This is a genomic window from Janthinobacterium sp. RA13, from assembly GCF_000745325.1.
GTDB lineage: Bacteria > Pseudomonadota > Gammaproteobacteria > Burkholderiales > Burkholderiaceae_D > Janthinobacterium > Janthinobacterium rivuli.
The window spans coordinates 1,915,912-1,942,832 of the sequence record NZ_JQNP01000001.1 but is presented as its reverse complement, the minus strand read 5'-3'; the positions used below and the strand labels follow the sequence as shown (position 1 = coordinate 1,942,832).

Sequence of the window (26,921 nt, the reverse complement as noted above, 5' to 3'; positions counted from 1 at the left end):
CCTTGCAACAAGATAGGGCGCACAACAGCGCATGAGCTCGCTTCTGTCGTCCTCGCCGGCCAAGGTCGCCGTCTCCAGCCTGCCGTGCAGGTGTGCTTCTGCATTTCAGTGTAGCAAACTTCAGCATAGTTGCTTGTAGGACAGTGCCGCGTCTGAAAGTAGGAAGGCTAACCCATGAAAATAGTCATTTTGTACTGCACTATGTATTTCTTTGCATCATCTTTTTAGGGGGGGTGTTTTGCGCTCCGTGGCAGCGTGCGCAGCGGCCAGTTGCGCCACGGCCGTCACCAGCTCGGCCGGGTCAAGCGGTTTCGAGACCCAGGCCTGGAAGCCGCTGGCCAACGCCCGCTGGCGATCCTGCGGTTGCGCGAACGCCGTCAGCGCCAGCGCGGGCAGCCGCGCCATATCGGGGGAAGGGTGTGCGCGCACTTGCGCCAGCAAGTCGAAACCGTCGGCGTCGGGCATGCCGATATCGCTGATCAGCACATCGGGGTGCACCTGGTCCAGCAGTTGCAGCGCTTGCGCCACGCTGCCGGCGCCGTGTACCTCGGCGTTGTTGTCGCGCAAGATGCGTTCCGTCAGTTCGCGCGCATCGGCTTCGTCATCGACCAGCAGCACCGTGACGCCGCGCAAGTCGTGGCTGGCGGACGGGGCGTTGCCCGCCTGGCGCGCGGCAGCGGCGGGCGTCCCCAGCGGCAGGCGCACGGTAAAGCTGGCGCCCTGCATGTCGCCGGCGCTGCTGACGGCGACCGTGCCGCCATGCTGCTCCACCAGGTGCTTGACGATCGCCAGTCCCAGCCCCAGGCCGCCGTGCCGGCGCGTGGTCGAGGCGTCGGCCTGGCGGAAGCGGTCGAATACGTGGGGCAGGAAGTCTTTCTTGATGCCGACGCCGTTGTCGGCCACCGTGATGGCCAGGCGCGATGCTTCGCGGCGCACGCCGATATCGACCCGGCCCCCTTGCGGCGTGAACTTCAGGGCATTCGACAGCAGGTTCCAGATCACTTGCTGAATACGGCTGGGGTCGCCCGTGATGTTGCCCGCATCGCTGGCGATGCTGCTGTGGATGGCGATGTGCTTGGCGTCGGCCGCCGGGCGCAGGGTTTCGATGGCCGAGGCGATGATGCTGGCGGGCGCGAGGGTTTGCAGGTCGAGCAATACCTTGTCGGAGGTAATGCGGCTCATGTCGAGCAAGTCTTCGATCAGCTGCGCCTGTGCGCGCGCATTGCGTTCGATGCTTTGCAGACCGCGGTGCAGGTCGGCCTGGTCGCGCGTGCCGCGCCGCAGCACCTGAGCCCAGCCGAGGATGGCCGACAGCGGCGTGCGCAGTTCATGCGACAGGGTGGCGAGAAAATCGTCTTTCAGCTGGTTCGTGCGCTCGGCCTCGGCGCGCGCCTCGCGTTCGCTGTCGAGCAGCACCTTGCGCTCTTCGGCGGCGCGCGTGGCGGCCGCGTACAGGCGCGTATTGTCGAGCGCGACGGCGGCCTGGGCCGCGATGGCCGAGACGATGCCTTCGCTGCGCGCGCTGAACATGCCCGCCTGCGGATGGCCCAGCAGCAAGCGTCCCAGCATCAGGCCCGAGCGCGAGCTGACGGGCAGGCTCAGGCAACTGCGCAGCGGCGGTGCGCCGTCGGCGCTGGCGTCGGGCGCGGCCAGCAAGTCGTTCTGCCGCATGGCCGGTCCCTGGCGCAGTTCCGTGGCGATGGCCTCGGCCTGGTACAGGCTGATGCCGTTGACGGCGCGCGCCGACGGCAGGGGGGCGGCGCCGTCGTGAAGCTCGCCCGCATCGTCATAATAGAAGGCGCCGAAGCGCGCGCCGCTGATGCGCGTGGCGGCATCGACGGTTTCCTGCAGCAGGGCCGGCAAGTCCAGGGTGCCGGCCAGAGCCGCGCCCGTGTTGTTGAGCAACTCGAGCACGCGCGTTTCATCGCGCAAGGCTTCCTGCGCGCGCTTGACCTGGTCGACGTCGGTGCTCGTGCCGAACCAGCGCAGCAACTGGCCACCGCGGTCGCGCACGGGATTGGCGCGCGTCAGGAACCAGCGGTACTGGCCGTCGGCGCCGCGGATGGGAAATTCCATTTCAAAGGGCGTGCCGTCGCGCAAGGCGGCCTTCCATGCGTGCAGCATGGGCGGCAAATGCTGCGCGTCATAGGCGATGCTCCAGCCGTCGCCCGCCATCTGTTCGGCGCTGGTGCCGGTGTAGTCGTGCCAGCGCTGGTTGTACCAGGCAATGGTGCCGTCGAAGCTGGCGATCCAGGCCAGTTGCGGGATGGAATTGGCCAGTGCGCGCAAGTCTTCCTCGCTGTGGCGCAAGCTTTCCTCGGTTGCCTTGCGCTGGCTGATGTCCTGGATGTACGTGGTCAAGCCGTCAATGGAAGGAAAGATGCGCACTTCCAGCCAGCGCCCCAGCGGCGGATACAGCAGTTCGAAACTGCAGCTGTGCTGTTGCGCCATGGCGCGCCGGTACTGCGTTTCCAGCTCGGTACCCTGCAAGGCGGGACAGGCTTGCCACAAATTGTTGCCTGCCAGGCTGGCGCCAGGCGGACGCTGCGGTACAAGCATGTCGGCGCCGCGCGTATTGATATAACGGATGGTCCAGTCGCGGTCGAGCAGGCAGAAGCCGTCGGTGATGCCTTCCAGCAAGTTGGCCAGGCGCTCGTCGGAGAGGCTCAGTGGCGCTGATGGAGGCAGCAGATCTTGCGTGCGGTCAGGCTTGGCCATCGGAAATCCTGCAACAGTGAGTCTGCCGCACGGGCTCTTGCCTCGCCGGGCCGCCGCCGCTCAGCTCAGTTAAATGGATCATGTTGGTCAATGCCCGCCGTCATGAATTGGGGAGGCACAAGCGCCCCTGTCTGGCTGGTATTGTAGCCCCAAGCGGCGCGGCGCCTCCGCACGCTTGCGCGCCGCTTGCAGATAGCACTGGACAGGCTGGAAAGCAGTCCCTATAATCCCGCTTCTTTCGAGACAGCAACTTCTCGATTCGCTGGAGGCTCCTGTGAAAGCGGAAGTGTCCATCGATAAAAAGGCGTGAGCTTTTTGGCAGTGACAAGGTAGTCGATCTTGCGGGGCGGTATTGCTGCAAAATCAGCTAAGCGATTGAAAAATCGAACTTTTCAAAGCGAAATGAATACGCTATAATGTTTGCCTGCGCGGCTGTAGCTCAGCTGGATAGAGTACTTGGCTACGAACCAAGGGGTCGTGGGTTCAATTCCTGCCAGCCGCACCAGAATACTGAAAATCAGGCTTTGCCTGGTTTTGCTGTACCAAGTTTCACCTCCATGTTGTTGATGGAATGTTGTAGAAGTTTTGCGGCTGTAGCTCAGCTGGATAGAGTACTTGGCTACGAACCAAGGGGTCGTGGGTTCAATTCCTGCCAGCCGCACCAGTATTGCCAAGATGGAGTTCGCTTCATCTTGATGAAAGTTTCAAGCTTCGCGCCGTCCGGCGAAGTGTGTCAGAGTTTGCGGCTGTAGCTCAGCTGGATAGAGTACTTGGCTACGAACCAAGGGGTCGTGGGTTCAATTCCTGCCAGCCGCACCAGTATCAGCAGTAAAGAAAAACCCGGAAAGTTCGCTTTCCGGGTTTTTTGCATTTCCGCCCGCGTCGTGCTTATGGCACGACATTGACCAGGTTGGACAGGCTCAGGATTTTACCCAGTGTCGCGCTATTCGCGCTGTGGCTGGGGTCCCTGTTAAGCGACAGGAATTTCCCTTCGTAATTCGAGATGCTGAGCGCCCCCGACATCATGCCGCCCGTCGTCAGCAAGGTCCCCAGCACCGTCGTGTACTTGCCCGCATTGCCCGGCACGCCGCCACCGACGAAGCTGCCTTCGTAAATGCTGCTGCTGATGATGGTATTGCTGTAGGTATTTGCTTTCAGGTTGATGCCATATTGCACCTGCTCGAAACGTGGCGCGATGATCGTGTTGTGGCTGAAATGGTCGACATCGATGCCATTGAGCAGGCTTTCGAAGCCGATGTTGTAGAACTTGTTGCCGTTGAAGTAATCCGTCTGGTTCGGGCCTTTCTCTGCCCGCAAGCCCGTTTCGCCAGCGATGCGGCCACCTGTGAACGTGTTTTCATTGACCCAGTTCTTGCTGCCCGTGCTTTCCGTCGTCAGGTAGATGCCCACCGCGTTCTGGTACAGATAATTGAATTGCACCTTGTTGTACTGGGACCCCTTGGCGCTGCCATCGCCCGTAACCTTGATGCCATTTCTGAATCCCTCGATCCAGCGTGCATTCAGATTGGTATTGCTGGCATTGAGCAGGGTGACGCCCGAGCCGCTGTAGCTGCTGTAATCGGGCGTGGCGCTGGTCCAGCTCAGGCCGACGACTTTTTCCAGGTACACATCGTGCGTGTTTTCAACGATGAGGCCGTCGCCTGGGCCGAAAAACAGGGTGCCCAGCGACGTCAGGCGGATGCGCTTGTTCGCGGGCAGGCGCAGCGCGCCCTGGAATTTGTACTCGCCGGCATCGATCACCAGTTCCTGGCCGGATTTCAGCTTGCCGATGGCGGCGGTGACGGCCGGGGTATTGTTGTTCGATGCTTCCGACAAGCCGAACCATTTCGCGTGCAAGGCGCCGCTGTAGGCGCGCTTGTACAGTTTGTTGCCGCTGAGAATGACCGTGGCGCCGTCGGCATCGGTGGCGGAACCGGTGCCGGACAGGTAAAACAGGCCTTCGCGGCCCGTATCCGAGATGAACACCACGGGCGGCGGCGCCGCATCGCCTTGCAAGGCGCTGATGCTCATCATGGTCTGGGCGTGTACGGCTGGCGTCGCAAAGATTGCGGCGAAGGCGCATGCCGTTGCGAATGTGGAGAAGGTAAAGGTGGGGCGCATTATTTCCTCTGCATGGATGGATGGGACGGTTGGAATCTGTTTGATTATCTTAAATATAATACTATTAAATAACAGTGTTATATTTAGATGCTTAAAAAATATTTTCCGTATGCCAGCCAGTCGGTGCAGGTCGCGCGCGCTGTCGCGGCGCCTGGGTAGTGGTATCTCAATTGTGAAATATCGCGGCGGCGCCCTTTGCCATTCTGCAAAGCCCTGCTATAATCTGGTCTTAGGCGGCTGTAGCTCAGCTGGATAGAGTACTTGGCTACGAACCAAGGGGTCGTGGGTTCAATTCCTGCCAGCCGCACCAGAATATTGGGGGTCAGATTGTAAAATCTGATCCCCTTTTTCGTTTCCGAATGGATTTACGCTGTGCCTGTGGCGCCGCGCCGGTATTGCAGGCGAAACGCGCGCGGCGTGACGTGCCTGGCGGCGCGGAACTGGCGGTTGAAATGCGCGAGGTTGCGGTAGCCCGCCTCTTGCGCGATGACGGCGATGGCAAGATTGCTTTCGATTAGCTGTTGGCAGGCGCGGCCGATGCGCAGCCGCGCCAGGTATTCGCCCGGCGTGCAATGCGCGTGGCGCTTGAAACAGCGATGAAACGCGCCCAGCGACAGGGCCGCCCGCCGCGCCAGGGTTTCCAGGGCGATCTCTTCCCGGAAATGCGCGTGCATGTAGTCCAGCACGATAGCCATGCGCTGTTGCTGCCCATCGGCATGCACCGGCGCCAGCGCTTCCGACGCCAGCGGCTGCGCACTGCCATCGCCGGCCAGGTCCAGCAGCACGTCGAGCAGCAGCGGCAGGCGCTGCGGCACGGGCAGTTCATTGAGTTGCAGCAACCTGGCCGCGCTGCGGGCGCTCGTTGCCGGCGAAAAATGCAGGGCGGGGCCGGCGCGGCGCGCCAGTTGCCGCAAGCTGTGCAATTCCGGAAAGCAGGCGACCAGCTGCTCCACCCATTCCAGCGAAAACCACACGACGACGGCCAGCATCGGTTGCGTGCTGTCGATGCGCTCGCTGGCCGACCACGTGTGCGGCAAATTCGGCCCCAGCAGCACCAGGTCGCCCGGTTCGAAGTCGCCCAGGTGGTCGCCGATGTAGCGTTGTCCCCGCGCATTGACCGTCAGGGTCAGCTCGAACTGCGGGTGGTAGTGCCAGAGGAAGGGAATGGCCTCGAGTTCGCGCCACAGCAAGCCCCAGGAGTGGCCCGTCGGTATCGTGACTTGTTCGAATAAAGGCGTCATTGTGACGTTTTGAGGTGGTGGATAGTCAGGATAGTATCAGTATTGGTTGCTGCGCACGCATTTTACGCGGCAATGTCGCAGCACAATCTGTCTCACACCAACACAGGAGACAGCGATGCAAGAAGACCGATACCAATACGGCGAAGACCGTCCCGGCAACCCGTCCGTGGCCTACACGGAACAGACCCAGTTGCGCGACATCCGGAAACAGCTGCCCCTGCGCGTGCTGTCCGACAGCGACTTTTTGCACTGGCAAACCTACGGTTACGTCATCGTCAAGGATGCCGTGTCGCCGCAACAGGTGCGCCGCACAACCGATTTCTTGTGGGAATTTCAAGGACTCGACCAGCATGACCCCGCCACCTGGAACCAGGACCAGTTGCGTGACCACGCGATGAAAGAGCTCAACGGTTCCGGCATGGTCGAGGCCTATCACAACCAGACCCTGTGGGATAACCGCCAGACCCAGCGCGTGTACGACGCCTTTGTCGACATCTGGGACCGTCAGGATTTGTGGGTGACCATCGACCGCGCCAACCTGAACACGCCGAACAATGGCAAGCGCAAGTTTGGCGGCTTCATCCACTGGGATGCCGATACGACGCTCGACCCGTTGCCCGTCAACGTGCAGGGCGTGCTGGCCCTGTCCGACACCTCGCCCGAGAGCGGCGGTTTTCAATGCTATCCGGAATTGTTCAACAACCTGCTGGCGTGGCGCAAGACCGTGCCGCTGGACCGCAACCCGTGGCAGCCGGACCTGGCGACGGTGCCGTACCCGATGGAATTCATCGCCATGAAGAAAGGGGAGTTGTTGATCTTTAATAGCTTGCTGGCGCACGGCATCCGCCCGAACACGTCGACGGACCAGGTGCGCCTGGCGCAATATATTTCCTTTACGCCCGCCCAGGAAGATAATCAATCCCTGCGCGACTGGCGGGTGCAAAGCTGGCGCGAGCGCAGCGCGCCGCAAGGCTATGCGTTTCCCGGCGACCCCGAGGAAAAGGAAAAGCTGCGCTATCCGCAGGCGCAGTTGACGGCGCTGGGCGAGAAGATCCTCGGCGCGCGCGACTGGTAAGTGTGACGGCATTGCCTGCCGGATAGACAATTGCAGGCAAATGCACGATCATGGTTCGACTTGCCATCGACCGAGGAAAAGCATGAGTATCATCACCTGCATCGAAGACTTGCGCGTGCTGGCCCAGAAACGGGTGCCGCGCATGTTTTACGACTACGCCGATTCCGGTTCCTGGACGGAATCGACGTACCGCGCCAACAACAGCGATTTCGCGAAGATCAAATTCCGCCAGCGCGTGGCCGTCAACCTGGAAAACCGCAGCCTGGCTTCGACCATGGTGGGCCAGCACGTGTCGATGCCGGTGGCCCTGTCGCCCACGGGTTTGACGGGCATGCAGCATGCCGATGGCGAAATTCTTGCGGCCCAGGCGGCCGAGCGCTTCGGCGTGCCGTTCACTCTGTCGACCATGAGCATTTGCTCGATCGAGGACGTGGCGGCAAACACGACGAAACCGTTCTGGTTCCAGCTGTACGTGATGAAGGACCGCGAATTCATCAACCGCCTGATCGACCGCGCCAAGGCGGCGAAATGCGGCGCGCTGGTATTGACCCTGGACTTGCAGGTGCTGGGCCAGCGCCACAAGGACTTGCGCAACGGCCTGTCGGCGCCGCCGAAACTGACGATTCCGAATATCCTCAACATGGCCACCAAGCCGCGCTGGGTGGCCGGCATGCTGGGCACGAAACGGCGTGGCTTCGGCAACATCGTTGGCCACGCCACGTCCGTCTCCGACATGTCGTCCTTGTCGGCCTGGACGCAGCAGCAGTTTGACCTGAGCCTGTCGTGGGCGGACGTGGAATGGATCAAGCAGCGCTGGGGCGGCAAACTCATCATCAAGGGCATCATGGACCCGGAAGACGCGCGCCTGGCCGTGGCAAGCGGCGCCGATGCGCTGATCGTCTCGAACCACGGCGGGCGCCAGCTCGACGGCGCGCAATCGTCGATCGAAGCCTTGCCGGCCATCGTCGACGCCGTCGGCAGCCAGATCGAAGTGCACATGGACGGCGGCATCCGCTCGGGCCAGGACGTGATCAAGGCCGTGGCCCTGGGTGCGAAAGGCGTGTACATCGGCCGCCCGTTTTTATACGGCCTGGGCGCCATGGGCGGGCCGGGCGTGACCAAATGCCTGGATATCATCCGCAACGAACTGGACTTGACGATGGCCTTTTGCGGCTTGCGCGACTTGCAGCAGGTGGATAAAAAGATCCTGCTGCCAGGGACGTTTTAAGCGGAGGCTGGCGCCAGCCTTTCCCACGGCTCGCGGAACGTGGCCGCATCGAGCGGCCGCGCATGCGGGTCGCCGGGCTGGAACAGGCCGCCGCTCAGCATATCCTGGATGGCGCCCGTGAAACCGCCATATGCGGCGCGGCCCCACTGGCGTTGCGTGCGGGCGAAGACGACGGCGTCTTGCTGCGCGGCCAGTTGCGCCAGGGATAGGCGCAGGGCGGCGGCCGCATCCGGTCCCATGTTCGTGGCGATGGCGCACACCAGGCGCTGGCTGAACTGCAATGTCTTGCCCGCCCGGCCCAGCAGCGATTCGTTGGCCAGGGCGAGGAAAAGATCGGGCGCCTGGTCGTCTTTTTCGCAGGTCGTCCACGAGGGTGCCCAGGCTTCCAGGCTCATAAAGCGCGCTTCCGTCGTGTCCGGCGTGTGCGTCCACCTGGCGTGCGATTTGCCGTCCCAGCCCAGGCGGCCAAAGGCAATCGGCTTGCCCTTGGGATTGTATTGATGGCTGCGCACGCCGGCCTTGCCCCGCGCCTGCGCGATCAGGCCATCGAGGCTGGTGGCAAACGGCGTCCACTGCGCCGCCTCCCACAGCGGCGCCGCACCGGGCGCGGCCAGCAGCAGGAAGACCTCGTAGTCACGTGAAAAAAACGCCATGCAGATTCCTTATGCTTGCAACAAGGCCGCCCGCTGGCTGGGACGCAGCAAGTAGACGCCGTACAGGCACAAGGGCAGCACGGCCAGCAGGGCGATGTACGGCAAGATGGACGCGCCGTCTTCGGCCGGGTTGGGCAAGGTGGCCGTCACCAGCGCGTAATCCCACAGTCCATGCACGAGCACCATCGGCCAGATGGAGCGGGTGCGCAGGCGGATGGCCGCATAGCCGACGCCTTGCAGGGTGGCGGCCACGGCTTGCCACAAGGCGCCGCTGACGTCGCCCGTGGCCAGGCCGTTGGCCGTATGGGCCAGGCCGAACAGCGCCGAGGACATCAGGACGGCGGGCCAGACGGCGTAGCGGTCCAGCATGCCCTGCAGCAAGATGGCGCGGAACATCAGTTCTTCCGAGATGGCCACCAGCGCCGCATTGCAAGCGACGATCAGCAGCACGCGCGGCTGCGGCCAGCCGCCGGCCCAGGCCAGCAACAGCATCAGCAGCGCATACAGCAGGGGCGGCGAGACGAGCCACACTGTTTTCCATGGCTGCGGCGCGCACAGGCCCGCTGCGCGCGGCCGGTTTGACGCCAGCAGCAGCGCCAGCGCGAACAGGGCGGCCAGCGCCCACGACAGGCCGATACGGCCGGTGACGGCTGCGCCCGGCAAGGCGTAGCCGGCCGCTTCCAGCCAGCGGCCGCCCATGCTCAAGCCCAGCCAGACGGCCAGTGCGATGAGGGCGACCGGCAAGGTGAGGGCGATTCTTTTCCTGGACATGGTCGGCCTCATGCTGCTGGTACGCCGCCGCTGACGCGGTTGCGGCCCGTGTTTTTCGACTGGTACAGCAAGGCGTCGGCTTCGCGTATCAGCTCGCTGCTCTCCGTGGGGCGGTCTTGGCCGGGCTGCAGCGTGGCCACGCCCAGGCTGACGGTCACGACACCGTTCGCGCTGGCCGCGTGGGGGATTTGCAGCGCTTCCACGGCTGCCCGGATGGCTTGCGCGACTTCCAGCGCGCCCGCCGCGCCGGTGCCAGGCATGATGACGGCGAACTCTTCGCCGCCGTAGCGGGCCGCCAGGTCTTCGGCCCGGCCGACGCTGCGCGCCACGGCGCCGGAAACCGCCTGCAGGCATGCGTCGCCCGCCACGTGGCCATATTGATCGTTGAATTTCTTGAAGAAATCCACGTCGAGCATGATCAGCGATACCGCGTGCCCGCTGCGCTGGGCGCGCTTGAGTTCATGCGCCAGGGTCTCGTCGAAACAGCGGCGGTTGGCCAGCCCCGTCAAGCCGTCCTGCGCCGCCCGCGCGGCCAGGTCGGCGTTGGCGTGCCGCAGCTCCGTCGTGGCCACGCGCAGGCTCGCTTCGATACGGTCGCGTACGGCAATCTGCCGCATCAGCTTGCGGAACAGGTAGATCAGCGCCGCGCCTGCCGCCAGCGACGCCAGCACGATTTGCATGCTCAAGCGCTGCCACTCGGCGAAGATGTCTTCCTTCGACAAGCCTGCCGCCACGATGACGGGAAAGCGTTCCAGGTGGCGATAGCTGTACAGCCGCTCGATTTCGTCCACCTTTGCCGTCATCATGGCTGTGCCCACGGGCCCTTTTTCGCGGTAGGCGCGCAAGAGTGCGCCCGACGAAATATCCATGCCGATGACATTGGGCTGGAACGGCCGGCGGTAGATCAAGGTGCCGTCGTCGAGGGCAAAGAACGCCGTGCCCGTTTTACCCAGGTTGAGGCTGTCGTAGATGCGTTCGAAAGAGGTCAGCCCCAGGGTGACCAGCACCACGCCGGCAAAGGAAGCGTCCGCCGATTCCACCCGGCGCGACACGGGCAAGACCCATTGTCCGCTCGATTTGCTGCGCACGGGCGCGCTGATGCGGCTGCCCAGCTGCGCATGCGTCTGGTGATACGTAAAGTAATCGCGGTCCGCATTGTTGCCGTCCTGCCCGGCGCCGGACGAGCTGGCCAGCCAGTCTCCGCGGCTGTCGAAAATGAAGACGCCGGCAATTTCCACGATATTTTTCGATAGCTGCTGCAGATGCGACTGCAACCGCTCGCCGGTCGCGTCATTATTGCCTTCGTTGCGGATGTGCTCGCTAATATCTTCCAGCATCGCATCGGCAATTTCCAGTTCCATGTACGCTTGCGTCGCCAGGCCGCGCGCCATGTTTTCCGTTGCCGTGCTGGCCTCGCGCAGGCGGACCGCATGCGAAGACCAGACGATCCAGATGGTCATGCCTAGCAGCATGGCGCACATGCAAAAGAAGGCGATGCTGGCCCAGACGATCACCGGCCGCTTGTGCCGGCTCAAGACCTCTGGCTGCGCCGCGATGGCGTCGGTACGTGCTGCGTCCTTTACTGCGTGCATAGGCGAATCATCAAGTTGCATCAATGATATGGTCGAAAATATTGCCATAGTACATTAAAAGCAGCATCACAAAATTGCCACATCGTTATAGTTGCATGGAATAATAAGCATCACCCCTTTTGAACCCTGGATTGGAGTTGCATGGCCTACACGAAAACCCTCACCACTGAACGCCTGATCCTGCGCAAGCCGCAGCCATCGGATGAGGCGGCCCTGTTCGCCGTGCATGCCGATCCCGAAGTGATGCGCTATTTCAGCGAACCACCGTGGACCGATGCCAGCCGCGCCGCGCGCCAGATTGCCGAGGACAGCGCCGCTTTCGAGAAAGAGGAATTCTTCCGCTTCGCCGTCGAGCTGAAGGCGACGGGCGAATACCTGGGCAGCTGCAGCCTGTTTTCCGAGCACCGCCAGAACCGCCGCGCCGAAATCGGCTACGCGCTGGGCCGTCCGTACTGGGGCAAGGGCTATATGCACGAAGCCTTGTCGGCGCTGCTGGAATACGCGTTCATCGAGCGCGACCTGAACCGCCTGGAAGCCGATATCGACCCGCTCAACGCCGGCTCGGCCAGTGCCCTGGAACGCCAGGGTTTCAACAGGGAAGGTTTCCTGCCTGAACGCTGGATCGTCGGCGGCCACGTCAGCGATTCGGCCCTGTATGGCTTGCTGCGGCGTACGTGGGAAGCGCGGCGCAAGGGCGCCGCGTGAGCCAGCAGGAAGTCGAAGCGATCGAGCGCTGGCTGGGCCACGCCTTGCCGGCGCACTACCGGCGCTTTCTCGACGACTGGCAAGAGGAGATGCGCGGCGAGCAGGTATTGCTGTATGGCGTGGAAAGCTTGCGGGAACGCAATGAAACGTATGAGACGCAGCAATTTTGCCCCGGCTACATGACCATCGGCGACGACAGCGGCGGGCGGGCCGTCATGCTGGCACTCGATGGCGCCGACCGTGCCGTCTACCTGGTGGGGCATGGCTCGATGCAGCGTGACGATTTCGAGCTGGCCGCCGATGATTTCGCATCCTGGCTGGCCGCCGATTGCCCGCTCGCCTGAGTAGGATGCAAAGCAATGAAAGCTGCTGATTTACCCGTTTCCGGCCATTCCCTGGTGACCTTGCGCCACCTGGAACGTAGCGACGCGCCCGCCTGGTATGCCTACCTGGCCGACCCTGTTGTCGTGGAACACACGAGCTGGAACTTGCGTTGCGTCGACGATCTGCAGGCCAATTTTGATGACTATGCGTCGTCTCAGCCAGCGTCGTCCATCCGCCTGGCCGTGGTGCTGCGCGAGGGCGGCCAGCTGGTGGGCACGATCGGCTTCAATGCCATTTCCCCGCAGCATCGCACGGCGGAAATCGCCTACGACCTGGCACCCGCCGTCTGGGGGCAGGGCGTGGCCGCGTCCATCGCCGCGTCCGTCGTGGAGTGGGGCTTCCAGCACCTTGGCTTCCTGCGTATCCAGGCGACCGTGCTCGATAGCAATGAACGTTCGCTCCGCGTGCTGGAACGCTGCGCTTTCGAGCGGGAAGGCTATCTGCGCTGCTACCGGCAAATTCGCGGAAGATCCGGCAATTTCTGGCTGTATGCGCGCATCGCCGGCGTGTGATGAATAAACTTTCCTTGAGCATACTGCTGGTGGAAGACCACCTGGCCATCGCGCGCCAGGTGCTCGACTTCCTCGACGGCCTGGGCTGGCAAACGGACCATGCGGGCACGGGCGCGCTGGCTGTGCAATTGGCCACGCGCAACAGCTATGACGTCGTGCTGCTGGACCTGAACCTGCCTGACCTCGATGGCTTGCAAGTGTGCCGCGCCATCAAGGCGGGGGCGCCCAGCAATGTGCCGATTTTGATGCTGACGGCGCGCGACTCTTATGAAGACAAGGCGCGCGGTTTTCGCGATGGCGCCGATGATTACCTGACCAAGCCGTTCGACTTGCGCGAAGTGGCCTTGCGCTGCGAAGCGCTGGCGCGCCGGCAGCAGCTGCATGTGCACCAGGAAATGCGCGTGGGCCCCTTCACCTTGCAGACGCGCGCAGGGCGCGCCTTGCTCGGCGACGTACCGCTGCCGCTGACGCAGACGGGTTTTAAAATCTTGCTGCTGCTGTGCCGCGAGCACCCGCACGCCGTGTCGCGCTCGGCCCTGTTGCAACAGTTATGGGGCAGCCAGCCGCCCGACAGTGACGCCCTGAAATCGCACATCTACGCGCTGCGCAAGCAACTGGAGCTGGTCGGCGGCGCGGGCGTGCTGGTGACCATACCGCAACTGGGCTACCGCCTTGCCTTCGATGCGGCGGCCAGCGATGGCTAAGTCGATCCGGCAGCGTTTGTTCGCCGCCCTGGCCGGCTTCACCATCCTGCTGTGCCTGTGCTACACGGGCCTGGCGCTGGTGATCGCATACGTGACAGAAGACATGCTGGTGCAGCGCCTGCTCGAGCGCGAAGCGGCGGCCGTCAGCATGCGCTGGCAGCAGCACGGCAAGCTTACGCCTTCGGGCAGCGACCTCATCACGGTTTATGGCGGCTACCTTGACTTACCTCAAACGGTGCGTGCGCAAGTGCCGCCGTCTGCCCCGCGCGGCGAAGTGTTTACCGAGACGGGCCAGCATTATCACGTGCTGGCGCTGGACCTCGTAGCCGCTGGCCAGCCGCAGCGCAGCTATCTGCTGGCCGACGTGGCGCCCGTGCTGGTGGTGTCGCGTCTGACGCGGGAAGTGGGAGGTGTCGTCGCTGGCGTGGCCTTGACGCTGATCGCCCTGGCCTTGCTGCTCGCGTACTGGCTGGCGCGGCGCCTGGTGCTGCCCTTGCAGCGCCTGGCCCGGGAAGCACGCCAGCTGGCGCCCGGCGGCGCCGTGCATTTCAGCGAGCGCGACCGCCCCGACGAGATCGGTTTCCTGGCGCGCCGCCTGGAAACCACCTTTGCCGAACTGCAGGCGGTGTTGCAACGCGAACAGACATTCACCCGCGACGTCAGCCATGAATTGCGCACGCCGCTGACCCTGATGCACAACACCCTGGCGCTGGCCAAGGCGCAGCCCCTGGGCGGGCGGGAACAGGCGCAGCTGCGGCAATCCACGGACGAAATGCGCGCCACCATCGACGTGCTGTTCGCGCTGGCACGGGCCGAGCAACTGCCCGGCGAAGTGGTGGAATTGCGCGGCTGCATCGAGCAATGCCTGCTGCGCCTGCTCGACGAGCATCCCTGGGATGCCAGCCTGCTGACCCTGGACTTGCCCGAGCGGCTGGACGTGGTTGCTGACCCGCAACTGGTCATGTTGCTCATCAATAATTGCCTGGCGAATGCCCTGTTCCATGGCGGTCCAGATTGCCGCATCAGCATTGCGTTTGCGCAAGGTTGCCTGAGCATCGACAATACCGTGCCGCCGGGACAGCCTCGGCGCGTCCACGGCTTCGCGCATGGCCAGAACCTGCTGCTGCGCCTGGCACAAGCCATGCGCTGGGACATTGTTTTCCACCCCGGCGCGACGCGCTACCGTGTCGCCATCGTTCCTGCTCCGGCGCCATAAAGTCAGCGGATTTCACCGCGATTTCACCTGCCCCTGCTTATGCTGGCTGCTCTTTGACTTGAAGGGAAGCCCATGAAAATCGCCATCAGCCTGTTGCTCCTGTCCTGCCTGTCCACGCCCGTGCTGGCCCAGGTGCAATCGTTGCAGCACAAGGAAGACAAGCGCCGCTACATCGTCTACACGCCGCCGTCTTACCAAAGCCAGCCGCAGCAAGCCTTTCCCGTCGTCTTCAATTTCCATGGCGGCGGCATGAGCATGGCGGAACAAATGCTGTACACGCAGATGAACAGGACGGCCGAGCGGCACCAGTTCATCGTTGTGTATCCGCAAGGTATCAAGCAGGACTGGAACGTGGGTTTCGGCATGGATTACCTGGCGGGCACGGACGACGTCGGTTTTACGCAAGCGATATTGAGTAAACTCAAGCAGGATTACCGCATCGATGACAAAAGGATCTATGCGACGGGCCTGTCGCGCGGCGGTTTCTTCGCCCTGCGCCTGGCGGCCGAGCTGCCGCAGCAGTTCGCCGCCGTCGCCTCGGTGGGCGCGCCCATGCCGGAACCCGTGGTGCAGCATCACCAGAAAACGGACAAGGTTGGCATGCTGTTGATACAGGGCACGGCCGACAAGGTCGTGCTGTTTGAGGGCAAGGCCGCCAGCTACCTGTCCGCCCAAGGCTCCTTCGATTACTGGCGCAGGCACAACGGCATCGATGGCGCCATGCCGCAGCCGCGCCTGATGCCTGGTCCCGCTGGCGACGCCACGCAAGTGAGCTGGCTGGAGCAGGGGAGTGGTGCTGGCAGCGCCAGCGTGGCCTTGCTCAGCGTCAAGGACGGCGGCCACACGTGGCCGGGTGCCGATGCCTTCAATATCGGCCTGCCCATCGGCAAGACCACGCGCGCCATCGATGCGAATGAGGTGATGTGGGCGTTTTTCAGCCGCCATCGCCGTTGACGCCATGCTAGGATGGCGGCACATGGCGTAACCATCAGGCAACAGGAAGGGCAGGCACAGTGGGATTATCAACAGCAGGTATCGCGGCCATGGCCGAGGCAATCTTCGCCAAGCCCGGCGCGGCCGTGGCGCAGGCCTATTCGGAGGCGGAACGGGAAACGCTGCATTTCCACTCGCCTGCCGAGCTGTGCGCGTATGCGGCCAGGCTGGAAGCGGAAGGGGCTAGCGACGTGCTCCTGGCCGTGCATTACCAGGACATGGCCGGGCACTTCGCCCCGCGCCGCATCGCGCTCGACCCGGCCCAGTGCGGTGGCCTCACGTATCGTTATGTGTGCGAAGGCTGGGGCGTCATCCGCGTGTACCTGCGCTTGTCTAGCGGCAAGGGCCTGGACTCGCATGTGAGCGTCAACTCGCAGAAGCGCGCGGAAAAATGGCAGCGCCATTACCCGGCATTCGGCCCGGCCGACGCCTGGGATTGGGCCGCCGTGGGCCGCCATGAACGCCGGCTGATCCGCGTGCTGAAGACGGTTGCCGCGCAGGAAGGCTTGGCATGACGGACGCGATGCACATCAATCCCGTCACCATCTTTTACCGTTCGCTGGCGCAGCTTTCCGCCATGCTCGACAAGACCGGCACCGCGCCGCAACTGCTGGCGGCGCGCCTGCACCCGGACATGCTGCCATTCGCCCAGCAAGTGCGCGCGGCCGTGAGCTTTTCCCTGCGCGGCTGCTGCCCGCTGGCGGGGCTGGACGTGGCCGATTTCAGCGCCGCCGCCAGCCTGCAGGAACAGATCGCGCAGACCATGCGCTACCTCAAGGACATTCCGGTGGAACGTTTTGACGGGCCGCTTGACCGCATCTGCCGCGACCGCGCCGGCTTTGCCGACATCGCGCTGCCCGCCGACGAGTATTTGAATTTATATATCCTGCCGAATTTCTACTTTCACTTCAGCATGGCGTATGCGATCGCCCGCAGCCAGGGAGCCAGCATCGGCAAGGGCGATTTCGACGGTTATCACGCGTACGCGCCGGGATTTTCATTCGAGACGCCGGCCGCATCGTAAGAACTACAGTCCCGCTTCCTTCCAGGACGCCAAACCGAGCCGTTTCAATAATCGGCCCGACAGCCCGCAACTCCAGCAACTGATCTGGATTTGCCGCTGCCGCGCCGGGTCCGCATGCCAGGCTTGCCCGGCGTAATCGAGCAGGGCGTCGCTAAGCGGGGAGGCGTCGGCTGTCGCAGGCAGGCGCGACATCAGTTCGAACACGCCGTACGGCGTCTCCTTGATCTGCAGCAAACCGGCCAGCAAGGCGCGCAGCAAGGCGCCGTCGATGCTGGTGCTGGCTTGTGTGAACCGTTGCTGCCAGCTCAGGCCGCGCTGCTGCCACAGTTGCAGCAGTGCCGGCACGTGGTCCATCCGCAGCTGACCGATCAGCTCGTCTGCTTCCTGAAACAGGTCGAGGCGGTCGTAGTCCTCGTCGTCGCCGCACAGCAGTTCATCGAGTTCCTGCAAGACGCTCATGCCACCACGTTCGTGGGCGCACCGCGTTCGAACGCTTCCACGTTGCCGATCAGGATGTCCGCCAGCTTTTGCATGGCCTCGCCGCTGGCCCAGGCCGTGTGCGGCGTGAGGATGAAGTTGGGCAGGCGTAAGTTCAACAACGGGTTGTCGGGCAGCGGCGGCTCCTTCGAGAGCACGTCGAAACCGGCGCCGGCGATCACGCCGTTCGTCAATGCATCGGCCAGCGCCGCTTCATCGACGAGGCCGCCCCGCGCCGTGTTGATCAACAGCGACGTCGGCTGCATGCGCGCCAGCTCTTTTTCTCCGATGATGTTGCGCGTGGTGTCCGTCAAGGGCAGGTGCAGGCTGAGCACGTCGGACGTGGCCAGCAATTCGTCAAAACTCACTTGCGTCACGCCGTCCTCATCGACAGGTGAACGGTTGTGGACTTGCACTTGCATGCCGAAGGCGCGTCCCAGCTGTGCCACGGACTTGCCCAGCGCGCCGTAGCCGAGCAAACCCAAACGGCTGCCGGCCAGGTCGCGGATCGGGTGGCCGAACAGGCAGAAGCGTTCCGACGCCTGCCACAGGCCCGCTTCCACGTCCGCGCGGTAGGCCACCAGCTGGCGGCGCAGGGCCAGCATCAGGGCCAGGGTGTGTTCGGGCACGGTGGCGCGCGCATAGTCGCGGATATTCGCCACGACGATGCCCCGCTCGCGGCAGGCGGCCAGGTCGACAATATCCGTGCCGGTGGCGGCCACGGCGATCATCTGGAGCCTGGGCAATTGCGCCAGCTCGGCTGCGCGCAGCGGCACCTTGTTCGTGATGGCGATGCTGGCGCCTTGCAGGCGAGCCACCGTCTGTTCGCTGCCCCTGGTGTGCGCATGCTCTTCCCAGCTGTGCGCGAAGGCGGGCGGACGCACGTTGGCGATCAGGCTGTCGCGGTCGAGAAAGACGATGCGGTGCGGATGCGGCGATGTGCTTGCTGCTGTCATGGCTGGGCCTCGGTCAGGGTGGCACGCGGGCTCGGGCTGGTGTTTCTGCCCTTGAGCTGCGTGGCCGGGTGATTGGTAAACATATCGGCGACCCATTCGACAAACACGCGCACCTTGGCGGACAGATGGCGGTTCGGCGGATAGATCACGTGGATGGGCAGCGGGTCGGATTCCCATTCGCCAAGCAATTCCACCATTTTGCCCTGTTCTATCAGCGGCGCAAGCATGAAATGCGTCATTTGCACGATGCCCAGGCCCGCCAGGCCGGCGGCCGAGTAGGCATTTGAATCGTTCAGGGCGATATGGCTGGGCATGGCAACCTGGATGCGTTCGCCGGCGCGCGTGAAATCCCAGTCAAACGTTTTGCCGGTCTTGGCGGAGAAAAAATTCACGCCCCGGTGGCGGGACAGGTCGTCCGGATGCAGCGGCGTGCCGTGGTGCGCCAGGTAGCCGGGCGAGGCGCAGGTCATGAAATGCAGCACGCCGACCCGGCGCGCGATCAGGTTCAGGTCGCCCAATTCGCCGCCGCGCACGGCGCAGTCGACGCCTTCCTCGATCAGGTCGACGGGACGGTCGCTGCAACCGAGTTCCAGCGAAATGTCCGGGTAGCGGGCAAAAAAATCGGGCAGGGCAGGGATGATCAGTTCGCTGGCCAGGGCCGTGGGCGCATCCACGCGCAGCCGTCCGCTGGGGCTCAATCGCGTGCGCGACAGCGATTCCTCGGCCTCGCGCACGTCGGACAGGATGCGCACGCAGCGTTCGTAATAGGCGGCGCCGTCGGACGTGATGCTGACGTGGCGCGTGGTGCGGTTGAGCAACTTGACCGACAGGCTCGCTTCCAGCGACTGGATCAGGGTCGACACGGTGGCTTTCGGCAGCTGCATGTTTTCCGCCGCGCGCGTAAAGCCGCCCGCATCGACGACTTGGATGAAAACTTCCATGGCTTGCAGCTTGTTCACTTGAATTCCTATCACTTTATTCGTGATTATTCAGAATCCTGAACAATCAATTCGTCATTGCACTCTTTATCAGATTGTAGATCAAGTCTATAGTTGTTGTACTGCAGCATAAATGTGATGCCGCAGGCAGTACAACAGGAGAGATCATGGGTCATCGGAATGGAATCTTTGCAGTGCTCGCTCTCGCTATGAGCTCGCTCGCTCTGGCCGCGATGGTATCGACGGATGCATACTCGATGGCGGCGCAAAGCGAAGCCAGCGGGTATAGCGCCCTGACCCATGAAGTGGGCGGCGCCGCCCTGTTGTGCCTGAACGACACGGTACTCGATGTTGCGGTGCAGCCGGTGGTGGCGCAATGAGCGTTGCCGACACCGCGGCCGAACTGGCACCTGGCCAGGCGCTGAAGATACGCGACATTCAGGTGCAGGGCGCGCAGGATGCGCTCGGCGCGCGTGTCTACACGGCCGGCGTGCCGGGCGCCAGGCAGTCGAGCTTGATCGTCTTCTTCCATGGCGGCGGCTTTGTCGCCGGCGACCTGGACGACGCGGACGACTTCCTGCGCTGCCTCGTGCTGAGCAACCCCGACCACGTGGTGCTGGCCGCGAACTACACCTTGGCGAAGGTGCGGCCATTCCCTGCCGCCGTGGAAGACGCGCATGCCGTGCTGCTGTGGGCAAAAAAGAACAAGTCCAAGCTGGGCTGGACGGGCAAGCAGATGGTGGTGTCGGGCATTGAAGCGGGCGCCAACCTGGCCGCCGTGTGCGCCATGATGTCGCGCGACCGGGGCGGACCGCCCCTCGCGGGCCAGGTGCTGATCATGCCCATGCTCGACCCCGGCCTGTCGACCTGCTCGATGCGCAACTTGCCGACCTGTCCTGACCTGGCGGAAGTGGCGGACCAGTGCGCCGCCGCCTACCGCGGCTACCTGCCGAATGCCGCTGACCGTACCCATCCGTACGCGTCGCCATTGCAGTCGAGCCGCCTGAAGAACCTGCCGCCGGCGCTCATCCTGTCCAGTGAAGACGACCCATTGCGCGACGAGGCTGAACAATACGGCAGCAAACTGATCGCCTGCGGCATCAAGACCACCGTGCGGCGCATGGCCGCCGCGCCGCTGCAAGACGCTACCGCCCGCAACGAGTGCGCCTGCAAGGTGCAGGTATTGAGTGAAATCGCCAGCTTTGTCGCTGGACTGGGGCAGGAGCCCGAGTCATGACGCCGCCATCCGCGGCACCGCAAAAAAACTTACACTAATCAGTTTACTTTTTGAGTTTCGGTTGCTACACTATGCAGTGTAGTTCCCATCTTGCCTGAGTTGTGCGCTCGCACAGCCAGCTTTGTCGTCCCCGTCCGCTTTTAAACAGCTGGCGGCCTGTTTACCTTTGATCGAGCGCCGTCGGGCGCCATGGCACCACCATTCACTTTTTCAGTTGGGTTGCTTCCTGCCGCCCATACCATTAGAAATTTTCATAAAACAGGGAAATAAAATGAAAAACGTTCAACAATTTTCCACTCTGCTGAAGCCCCTGGCTGCCTCGCTCGCGCTGGCCGGACTGGTGGCCGTGAGCCTGGCTGGCTGCGATTCGGCCAATAGCAAGGTGCCCGACGCGCCAGCGGCCGGCGGCCCGCCCATCTCGGCCGCCGCCGTCGTTGAAAAACAGATCACGGAAACGCAGGAATTCTCGGGCCGCCTGGAAGCGATCGAGCGCGTGGAAATCCGCTCGAGAGTCGGCGGCTTCATTACCGCCGTCAACTTCAAGCCGGGCAGCGAAGTGAAAAAGGGCGACGTGCTGTTCGTCATCGATCCGCGCCCATTCCAGGCTGAAGTGTCGCGCGCCGAAGGCACGGCGGCCTCGGCCCGCGCCAAGGCGGAACTGGCCAAGCTGGAACTGTCGCGCGCTGAAAAGCTGCTGGCTGAAAAAGCCATCGCCCAGCGCGAATTCGACGAAAAAGCGTCGGGCCTGAAAGAGCTGGACGCGAATGCACGCTCGGCGCAAGCCGCGTATGAAGCGGCCAGGCTGAACCTGTCGTACACGCAGGTGCAGGCGCCGATCAGCGGCCGCGTCAGCAAGGCGGAAATCACCGTCGGCAACCTGATCGACGCTTCCGCCATCCTCACTTCCGTGGTGTCGACGGACCGCATCTACGCCAGCTTCGACGGCGATGAAGATACGTATCTGCGCGTGGCCGGCACGGCGCAAAAGGGCACGCCCGTCACCGTCAAGGTCGGCCTGGCCAACGAAACGGGTTTCCCGCACGAAGGCAAGCTCGAATTCGTCGACAACCAGCTCGACCCGGCCACTGGCAGCGTGCGCATGCGCGCCACCTTCGCCAACGCCGAGCGCCAGCTGGTGCCTGGCCTGTTCGCGCGCATCCAGCTCGACGGCGGCAACGGCCCGCAGGCGCAAAGCACGGCGCTGCTGATCAGCGACCGCGCCGTCGGCACGGATCAGAGCCGCAAATACGTCTACGTGGTGGGCGCCGACAACAAGGCCGAATACCGCGCCGTCAAGCTGGGCCCGACCTCGGACGGCTTGCGCGTGGTGCGCGAAGGCTTGAAAGCGGGCGAGAAGATCGTCGTCAACGGCTTGCAGCGCGTGCGCCCCGGCGCCCCGGTGACGCCGCAGATGGTGGCCATGGATTTCGATCCGACCGCGCCTGCCGCTCCCGCAAAACCTGAAGCAAAAGACGCCAAGATCGCCGCGAAAGCAGCATCGACTTCCAAGGAATAAACATGAACTTTTCCCGCTTTTTCATCGACAAGCCGATTTTCGCGGCGGTGCTGTCGATCGTCATATTCGTGGCCGGGCTGCTGTCGATTTTCGGCCTGCCCATTTCCGAATATCCCGACGTCGTGCCGCCATCCGTGGTGGTGCGCGCGCAATACCCGGGCGCCAACCCGAAAGTGATCGCCGAAACCGTGGCCGCGCCGCTCGAAGAGCAGATCAACGGTGTCGAGAACATGCTCTACATGTCCTCGCAAAACACGTCCGATGGCGCGATGATGCTGACCGTGACCTTCAAGATCGGCACCAACGTCGAGCAGGCTGAAACGCAGGTGCAGAACCGCGTGCAGCGCGCCTTGCCGCGCCTGCCCGAGGAAGTGCGCCAGATCGGCGTGACGACGGTGAAATCGTCGCCGAATCTGACCATGGTGGTGCACCTGGTCTCGCCAAACAAGCGCTATGACGACATGTACCTGCGTAACTACGCGGTGCTGAACGTCAAGGACCAGCTGGCCCGTTTGCCCGGCATGGGCGACATCCAGATCTTCGGCGCCGGCGACTACGCCATGCGCATCTGGCTCGATCCGCAAAAGGTGGCGGCGCGCGGCATGACGGCCAATGACGTCGTCGACGCGATCCGCGAGCAGAACGTGCAGGTGGCCGCCGGTGTGATCGGCGCCTCGCCAGCGAAGAACTCGGACTTCCAGCTGACCGTCAATACCCAGGGCCGTCTGCAGACGCCCGAGGAATTTGGCGCCATCATCGTGCGCACGAATGCCGACGGCGCCGTGACGCACCTGAAGGACGTGGCGCGCGTGGAAATGGGCGCCAACAGCTACTCGCTGCGTTCGCTGCTGAACAATAATCCGGCCGTCGGCATGGGTATTTTCGAAGCGCCGAACGCCAACGCGCTGCAACTGTCTTCCGACGTGCGCTCCAAGATGGACGAACTGAAAAAAGACTTCCCGCAAGGCGTGGAATACCGCATCGAGTACGACCCGACGCAGTTCGTGCGTTCGTCCATCGAAGCCGTGATCCATACCCTGCTCGAAGCGATCGCCCTGGTGGTGCTGGTGGTGATCATCTTCCTGCAAACCTGGCGCGCATCGATCATTCCGCTGCTGGCCGTTCCCGTCTCCATCGTCGGCACCTTTGCCGTGATGCTGGGCTTTGGCTTCTCGATCAACACGCTGTCGCTGTTCGGCCTCGTGCTGGCCATCGGTATCGTCGTCGATGACGCCATCGTGGTGGTGGAAAACGTCGAGCGCAATATCGAGGAAGGCTTGTCGCCGCGCGACGCCACCATCCAGGCCATGAAAGAGGTCAGCGGTCCTATCGTCGCCATCGCCCTGGTGCTGTGCGCCGTGTTCGTGCCGATCGCCTTCGTGCCAGGTTTGTCGGGCGAGTTCTATCGCCAGTTCGCGCTGACCATCGCCATTTCGACCGTGATCTCCGCTTTCAGCTCGCTGACCCTGGCGCCAGCCCTGTCGGCCGCGCTGCTCAAACCGCACGATGCGCCGAAAGACGCACTGACGCGCGGCATGGACATGGTCTTCGGCCGCTTCTTCGCCTGGTTCAACCGCTTCTTCGGCCGCGCTTCGCACCGCTATGAGGCTGGCGTAAAAGGCGTGTTGGGCCGCAAGAGCGCTTCGCTGGGCGTGTATGCGCTGCTGGTCGTTGCCGCCATCTTCACCTTCAAGTCCGTGCCGGCCGGTTTCGTGCCAGCGCAGGACAAGCAATACCTGGTGGGCTTTGCGCAATTGCCTGACGCCGCCTCGCTGGACCGCACGGAAGATGTCGTGCGCCGCATGTCCGACGTCATCAAGTCGGTGCCTGGCGTCGAATCGACCATCGCCTTCCCCGGCCTGTCGATCAACGACTTTACCAATGCGCCGAACGCCGGTATCGTCTTCGCCACCCTGAAACCGTTTGACGAGCGTACCAGCAAGGAATTGTCGGGCGGCGCCATCGCGGCCGAGATCAACAAGCGCCTGGGCGGTATCCAGGACGCCTTCATCATGGTCTTCCCGCCACCGCCGGTCAACGGCCTCGGCACCATCGGCGGCTTCAAGATGATGATCGAAGACCGCGGCAACCTCGGTTACGACGCGCTGTACAACGCCACCCAGGCACTGGCCGCGAAAGCGTACCAGACACCGGAACTGGCGGGCGTGTTCTCGGGCTACCAGATCAACGTGCCGCAGCTGTTCGCCGACGTCGACCGCGTGAAAGCCAAGCAGATGGGCGTGCAGCTGCAAACGATTTACCAGACCTTGCAGATCAACCTCGGTTCGCTGTACGTCAACGACTTCAATCAGTTTGGCCGTACCTACCAGGTGCGCGTGCAGGCCGATGCGGCGTTCCGTTCGCATGCGCAGGATATCGCGCAACTGAAGGTACGCAATGACAAGGGCGAGATGATCCCGCTGTCGTCGCTGATGCGCGTCAAGGACAGCTATGGCCCGGACCGCGTGCAGCGCTACAACGCGTATGCCGCAGCCGACTTCAATGGCGGTGCAGCCCCTGGCGTATCGAGCGGCCAGGCGCAAGCGGCGCTGGAACGCATCGCCAAGGAAGTGCTGCCGCAGGGGATTTCGTATGAATGGACGGAGCTGACCTACCAGGACATCTTGTCCGGCAATACGATGATCTATGTCTTCCCGCTGTGCGTGCTGCTGGTGTTCCTGGTGCTCGCCGCCCAGTACGAAAGCTGGACATTGCCGCTGGCCGTGATTCTGATCGTGCCGATGTCGATCCTCTGCGCGCTGTTGGGCGTGAAACTGACCGGCGGCGACAACAACGTGTTTACCCAGATCGCGCTGTTCGTGCTGGTGGGGCTGGCGTCGAAGAATGCGATTCTGATCGTGGAATTTGCCCGCGAACTGGAAGAGCATGGCCGTACCGTCGTGCAAGCGGCGCTGGAAGCGTGCCGTCTGCGTCTGCGTCCGATTCTGATGACGTCGATCGCCTTCATCATGGGCGTGGTGCCTCTGGTGTTCTCGAACGGCGCCGGTTCGGAAATGCGCCATGCGATGGGCGTGGCGGTCTTCGCAGGCATGCTGGGCGTGACTTTCTTCGGCCTGTTCCTGACGCCCGTGTTCTACGTTCTGCTGCGCACCCTGGCGCAGCGTTTTGAGAAAAAACCAGCCACCGCTGCCGCCAAGCCTGTCGCCGCGCCAGCGCTGGACCTGGAAGGAGATATATATTGAAAACCAAGGAAATCATCTGGCGCGTCAAGCCCGTCTTGAGCGCCATGGCCGCCGCAGTCCTGCTGGCCGCCTGCGCGGCGCCGGAGTTCAAGCAGCCGCAGATCGAGACGCCGGCCGCGTTCAAGGAAGCGCAAACCTTGCCTGCCGTGCAGACGGCAGCCGATGGCACGCGCTGGAAACAGGGCGTACCTGCCGAGCGCCAGGCGCGCGGCGAGTGGTGGCTGACCTTCAATGATCCGGCTTTGACTGGCTTGATCAACGAAGCCACGCAAGCCAATGCCAACCTGGCCGTCGCCGCCGCCCGCGTCAAGCAGGCGAGGGCGATTGCCGGCATCGCCGAAGCGGACCGCATCCCGCAAGTGGGCGTGAACGTGGGCGGCCAGCGCAACCGCGCTTCCGCCGTGTCGCTCGGCTTGCCGAACGGCGCGCCGGTGGCGGCGACCAACGTCTACCAGGCCAACCTGACGGCCAGCTACGAAGTCGATCTGTTCGGCAGGGTGGCAGCTAACGTCAGCGCCTCGCGCAGCGATGCGCTGGCCGTGGAAGCGACTTACCGCTCGGTGCTGCTGTCCTTGCAGGCCGATGTGGCGCAAACGTACTTCCAGCTGCGCGCCACGGATGCCGAACTGGCGACACTGGAACAGACGGTGCGCCTGCGCGAGGAAAGCGTGCATGTGAACCAGCGCCGCTATGACCTGGGCGACATCGGCGAGTTCGATCTGTCGCGTGCCCGCACGGAGCTGTCGACCACGCGCGCCGAAGCCATCGGCCTGCAGCGCCAGCGCGCCACCAGCGAGCATGCGCTGGCCGTCCTGCTGGGTAAACCTGCCGCCAGCTTCACGGCGACCGTTAACCCGCTGCAGGATAGCGGCTTCCTGCCTGTGATTCCGGCCGGCATGCCGTCGTCCCTGCTGGAGCGCCGTCCCGACATCGCGTCGGCGCAGCGCACCATGGAAGCGTCGAATGCGCGCATCGGCGTGGCGAAATCGGCCATGTTCCCTGCCTTGAGCCTGAATGCTTCCGGCGGCGGCGCATCCGATACCTTCTCGGACATCTTCAAGTGGAGCAGCCGCTCCTGGCTGCTGGGCGCTTTGATGTCGATGCCGATCATCGACGGTGGCCGCAACAAGGCAGCCGTGAGCCGCAGCGAAGCGCAGTTGGAAGAATCGGTGGCGACGTATCGCCAGAGCGTGCTGGTGGCCTTCGCCGAGGTGGAAGACAACCTGGCCGGCTTGCGCATCCTGTCTGGCCAGACGCAGCAGATCGACGAAGCCGTCGTCTCGGCGCGCCGCTCGGCCGACCTGGCGCAAAAGCTGTACGATGCGGGCCGTTCCAGCTATCTGGACCTGCTCGACGCGCAGCGCAACCTGGCGGCCATCGAGCGTAATGCCGTGCAGCTGCGCGGCAACCGCGCCGTCACCACGGTGGCGCTGATCCGCGCCCTGGGCGGCGGCTGGGGCGAAACGGAGCCACAGGTCGCGGCCAACTAGTTTCCTGCCTTCGGCGATAAGCCTGTCGAAAACGGCGTCGTGCTTTGCACGGCGCCGTTTTTTTATGCTTGCGTAGGTCGGCTTAGCGCATAGCGCGTAAGCCGACACCACCCGCGTCCTCAATCAAGGCCAGACCAAAAAAATAAATTGAATCCAATCCCCGACCC

General features: G+C 63.4%; 24 protein-coding genes and 4 tRNA genes. 19 read left to right on the top strand and 9 right to left on the bottom strand.

What is annotated here, in order from left to right; genetic code table 11:
* Positions 1 to 216: 216 nt before the first annotated feature.
* Positions 217 to 2,718, bottom strand: coding sequence for a hybrid sensor histidine kinase/response regulator (locus FG13_RS08485; RefSeq protein ID WP_035820057.1), 2,502 nt, complete (start codon positions 2,716 to 2,718; stop codon positions 217 to 219).
* Positions 2,719 to 3,146: 428 nt separating this feature from the next.
* Here FG13_RS08485 and FG13_RS08480 point away from each other — a divergent pair.
* From FG13_RS08480 to FG13_RS08470, 3 genes are all read left to right on the top strand, one after another.
* Positions 3,147 to 3,223: transfer RNA gene (locus FG13_RS08480), tRNA-Arg, on the top strand.
* 82 nt (positions 3,224 to 3,305) lie between these two features.
* Positions 3,306 to 3,382: transfer RNA gene (locus FG13_RS08475), tRNA-Arg, on the top strand.
* A 78-nt stretch (positions 3,383 to 3,460) separates the two neighbouring features.
* A tRNA-Arg gene (locus FG13_RS08470) sits at positions 3,461 to 3,537 on the top strand.
* A 69-nt stretch (positions 3,538 to 3,606) separates the two neighbouring features.
* Here the strand turns inward: FG13_RS08470 and FG13_RS08465 are convergent.
* The gene (locus FG13_RS08465) at positions 3,607 to 4,752 is read right to left on the bottom strand and encodes a NosD domain-containing protein (protein ID WP_152598718.1); all 1,146 of its coding nucleotides are present in this window, start codon (positions 4,750 to 4,752) and stop codon (positions 3,607 to 3,609) included.
* A gap of 320 nt (positions 4,753 to 5,072) precedes the next feature.
* On the opposite strand from FG13_RS08465, the gene FG13_RS08460 reads away from it, so the two are divergent.
* Positions 5,073 to 5,149: transfer RNA gene (locus tag FG13_RS08460), tRNA-Arg, on the top strand.
* 55 nt (positions 5,150 to 5,204) lie between these two features.
* On the opposite strand, the gene FG13_RS08455 is transcribed toward FG13_RS08460, so the two are convergent.
* A complete protein-coding gene (locus FG13_RS08455; RefSeq protein ID WP_035820053.1) occupies positions 5,205 to 6,080 on the bottom strand; it encodes a helix-turn-helix domain-containing protein in 876 nt (291 codons plus the stop codon).
* A 115-nt stretch (positions 6,081 to 6,195) separates the two neighbouring features.
* Between FG13_RS08455 and FG13_RS08450 the strand changes: the two genes are divergently transcribed.
* Both FG13_RS08450 and FG13_RS08445 read left to right on the top strand, forming a co-directional pair.
* Positions 6,196 to 7,155, top strand: coding sequence for a phytanoyl-CoA dioxygenase family protein (locus FG13_RS08450; RefSeq protein ID WP_035820052.1), 960 nt, complete (start codon positions 6,196 to 6,198; stop codon positions 7,153 to 7,155).
* An 82-nt stretch (positions 7,156 to 7,237) separates the two neighbouring features.
* Entirely contained in the window at positions 7,238 to 8,383 is a 1,146-nt protein-coding gene (locus FG13_RS08445) for an alpha-hydroxy acid oxidase (protein ID WP_035820051.1), read from the top strand.
* Here the strand turns inward: FG13_RS08445 and FG13_RS28865 are convergent.
* From FG13_RS28865 to FG13_RS08430, 3 genes are read right to left on the bottom strand one after another with little or no spacing between them, the layout of a single operon-like run.
* Complete coding sequence (locus tag FG13_RS28865; protein WP_051958769.1) at positions 8,380 to 9,036, bottom strand: hypothetical protein; 657 nt, start codon at positions 9,034 to 9,036, stop codon at positions 8,380 to 8,382. The two genes, FG13_RS08445 and FG13_RS28865, sit on opposite strands and share 4 nt — an antisense overlap.
* A 9-nt stretch (positions 9,037 to 9,045) precedes the next feature.
* Positions 9,046 to 9,807, bottom strand: coding sequence for a CPBP family intramembrane glutamic endopeptidase (locus FG13_RS08435; RefSeq protein ID WP_161784165.1), 762 nt, complete (start codon positions 9,805 to 9,807; stop codon positions 9,046 to 9,048).
* Between the two features lie 8 nt (positions 9,808 to 9,815).
* On the bottom strand, positions 9,816 to 11,399 hold the full coding sequence (locus FG13_RS08430) for a GGDEF domain-containing protein (RefSeq protein WP_051958768.1): 1,584 nt from the start codon (positions 11,397 to 11,399) through the stop codon (positions 9,816 to 9,818).
* A gap of 141 nt (positions 11,400 to 11,540) precedes the next feature.
* Here FG13_RS08430 and FG13_RS08425 point away from each other — a divergent pair, with 141 nt between their 5' ends.
* From FG13_RS08425 to FG13_RS08390, 8 genes are all read left to right on the top strand, one after another.
* Positions 11,541 to 12,104: a GNAT family N-acetyltransferase gene (locus tag FG13_RS08425; RefSeq protein WP_035820044.1), complete on the top strand. Its 564-nt coding sequence runs from the start codon at positions 11,541 to 11,543 to the stop codon at positions 12,102 to 12,104.
* Positions 12,101 to 12,448 (top strand): SMI1/KNR4 family protein, encoded by a 348-nt coding sequence (locus tag FG13_RS08420; protein ID WP_035820042.1) that lies wholly within the window; start codon positions 12,101 to 12,103, stop codon positions 12,446 to 12,448. The genes FG13_RS08425 and FG13_RS08420 overlap by 4 nt, the downstream gene beginning before the upstream one ends.
* Before the next feature lie 15 nt (positions 12,449 to 12,463).
* The gene (locus tag FG13_RS08415) at positions 12,464 to 13,000 is read left to right on the top strand and encodes a GNAT family N-acetyltransferase (protein ID WP_035820040.1); all 537 of its coding nucleotides are present in this window, start codon (positions 12,464 to 12,466) and stop codon (positions 12,998 to 13,000) included.
* Entirely contained in the window at positions 13,000 to 13,704 is a 705-nt protein-coding gene (locus FG13_RS08410) for a response regulator transcription factor (protein ID WP_035820038.1), read from the top strand. Before FG13_RS08415 ends, FG13_RS08410 begins: the two co-directional genes overlap by 1 nt.
* Positions 13,697 to 14,920 carry a sensor histidine kinase gene (locus FG13_RS08405; protein ID WP_035820036.1) on the top strand — a complete coding sequence of 408 codons (1,224 nt, stop codon included), beginning with the start codon at positions 13,697 to 13,699 and terminating at the stop codon, positions 14,918 to 14,920. The genes FG13_RS08410 and FG13_RS08405 overlap by 8 nt, the downstream gene beginning before the upstream one ends.
* Positions 14,921 to 14,992: 72 nt before the next feature.
* The gene (locus tag FG13_RS08400; protein ID WP_035820034.1) at positions 14,993 to 15,874 is read left to right on the top strand and encodes an alpha/beta hydrolase family esterase; all 882 of its coding nucleotides are present in this window, start codon (positions 14,993 to 14,995) and stop codon (positions 15,872 to 15,874) included.
* 89 nt (positions 15,875 to 15,963) lie between these two features.
* Complete coding sequence (locus tag FG13_RS08395; RefSeq protein WP_035820032.1) at positions 15,964 to 16,428, top strand: hypothetical protein; 465 nt, start codon at positions 15,964 to 15,966, stop codon at positions 16,426 to 16,428.
* Positions 16,425 to 16,937 carry a DUF1993 family protein gene (locus tag FG13_RS08390; RefSeq protein WP_235211698.1) on the top strand — a complete coding sequence of 171 codons (513 nt, stop codon included), beginning with the start codon at positions 16,425 to 16,427 and terminating at the stop codon, positions 16,935 to 16,937. The genes FG13_RS08395 and FG13_RS08390 overlap by 4 nt, the downstream gene beginning before the upstream one ends.
* A 3-nt stretch (positions 16,938 to 16,940) precedes the next feature.
* On the opposite strand, the gene FG13_RS08385 is transcribed toward FG13_RS08390, so the two are convergent.
* The 3 genes from FG13_RS08385 to FG13_RS08375 are packed head-to-tail and all read right to left on the bottom strand — an operon-like array spanning position 16,941 to position 19,329.
* On the bottom strand, positions 16,941 to 17,396 hold the full coding sequence (locus FG13_RS08385) for a hypothetical protein (protein ID WP_035820031.1): 456 nt from the start codon (positions 17,394 to 17,396) through the stop codon (positions 16,941 to 16,943).
* Complete coding sequence (locus FG13_RS08380) at positions 17,393 to 18,370, bottom strand: D-2-hydroxyacid dehydrogenase (RefSeq protein WP_035820029.1); 978 nt, start codon at positions 18,368 to 18,370, stop codon at positions 17,393 to 17,395. The genes FG13_RS08385 and FG13_RS08380 overlap by 4 nt, the downstream gene beginning before the upstream one ends.
* Positions 18,367 to 19,329 (bottom strand): LysR family transcriptional regulator, encoded by a 963-nt coding sequence (locus FG13_RS08375; RefSeq protein ID WP_035820028.1) that lies wholly within the window; start codon positions 19,327 to 19,329, stop codon positions 18,367 to 18,369. The genes FG13_RS08380 and FG13_RS08375 overlap by 4 nt, the downstream gene beginning before the upstream one ends.
* A gap of 188 nt (positions 19,330 to 19,517) precedes the next feature.
* Between FG13_RS08375 and FG13_RS30415 the strand changes: the two genes are divergently transcribed.
* The 5 genes from FG13_RS30415 (at position 19,518) to FG13_RS08355 (ending at position 26,754) form a co-directional block, all read left to right on the top strand.
* Positions 19,518 to 19,688: a hypothetical protein gene (locus FG13_RS30415; protein WP_161784164.1), complete on the top strand. Its 171-nt coding sequence runs from the start codon at positions 19,518 to 19,520 to the stop codon at positions 19,686 to 19,688.
* Complete coding sequence (locus FG13_RS08370; protein ID WP_051958765.1) at positions 19,685 to 20,545, top strand: alpha/beta hydrolase; 861 nt, start codon at positions 19,685 to 19,687, stop codon at positions 20,543 to 20,545. The genes FG13_RS30415 and FG13_RS08370 overlap by 4 nt, the downstream gene beginning before the upstream one ends.
* Before the next feature lie 271 nt (positions 20,546 to 20,816).
* Positions 20,817 to 22,061, top strand: coding sequence for an efflux RND transporter periplasmic adaptor subunit (locus tag FG13_RS08365; protein ID WP_035820026.1), 1,245 nt, complete (start codon positions 20,817 to 20,819; stop codon positions 22,059 to 22,061).
* Between the two features lie 2 nt (positions 22,062 to 22,063).
* Positions 22,064 to 25,264 (top strand): efflux RND transporter permease subunit, encoded by a 3,201-nt coding sequence (locus FG13_RS08360; RefSeq protein WP_035820025.1) that lies wholly within the window; start codon positions 22,064 to 22,066, stop codon positions 25,262 to 25,264.
* Positions 25,265 to 25,308: 44 nt separating this feature from the next.
* Positions 25,309 to 26,754, top strand: coding sequence for an efflux transporter outer membrane subunit (locus FG13_RS08355; protein ID WP_051959583.1), 1,446 nt, complete (start codon positions 25,309 to 25,311; stop codon positions 26,752 to 26,754).
* Positions 26,755 to 26,921 lie beyond the last annotated feature (167 nt).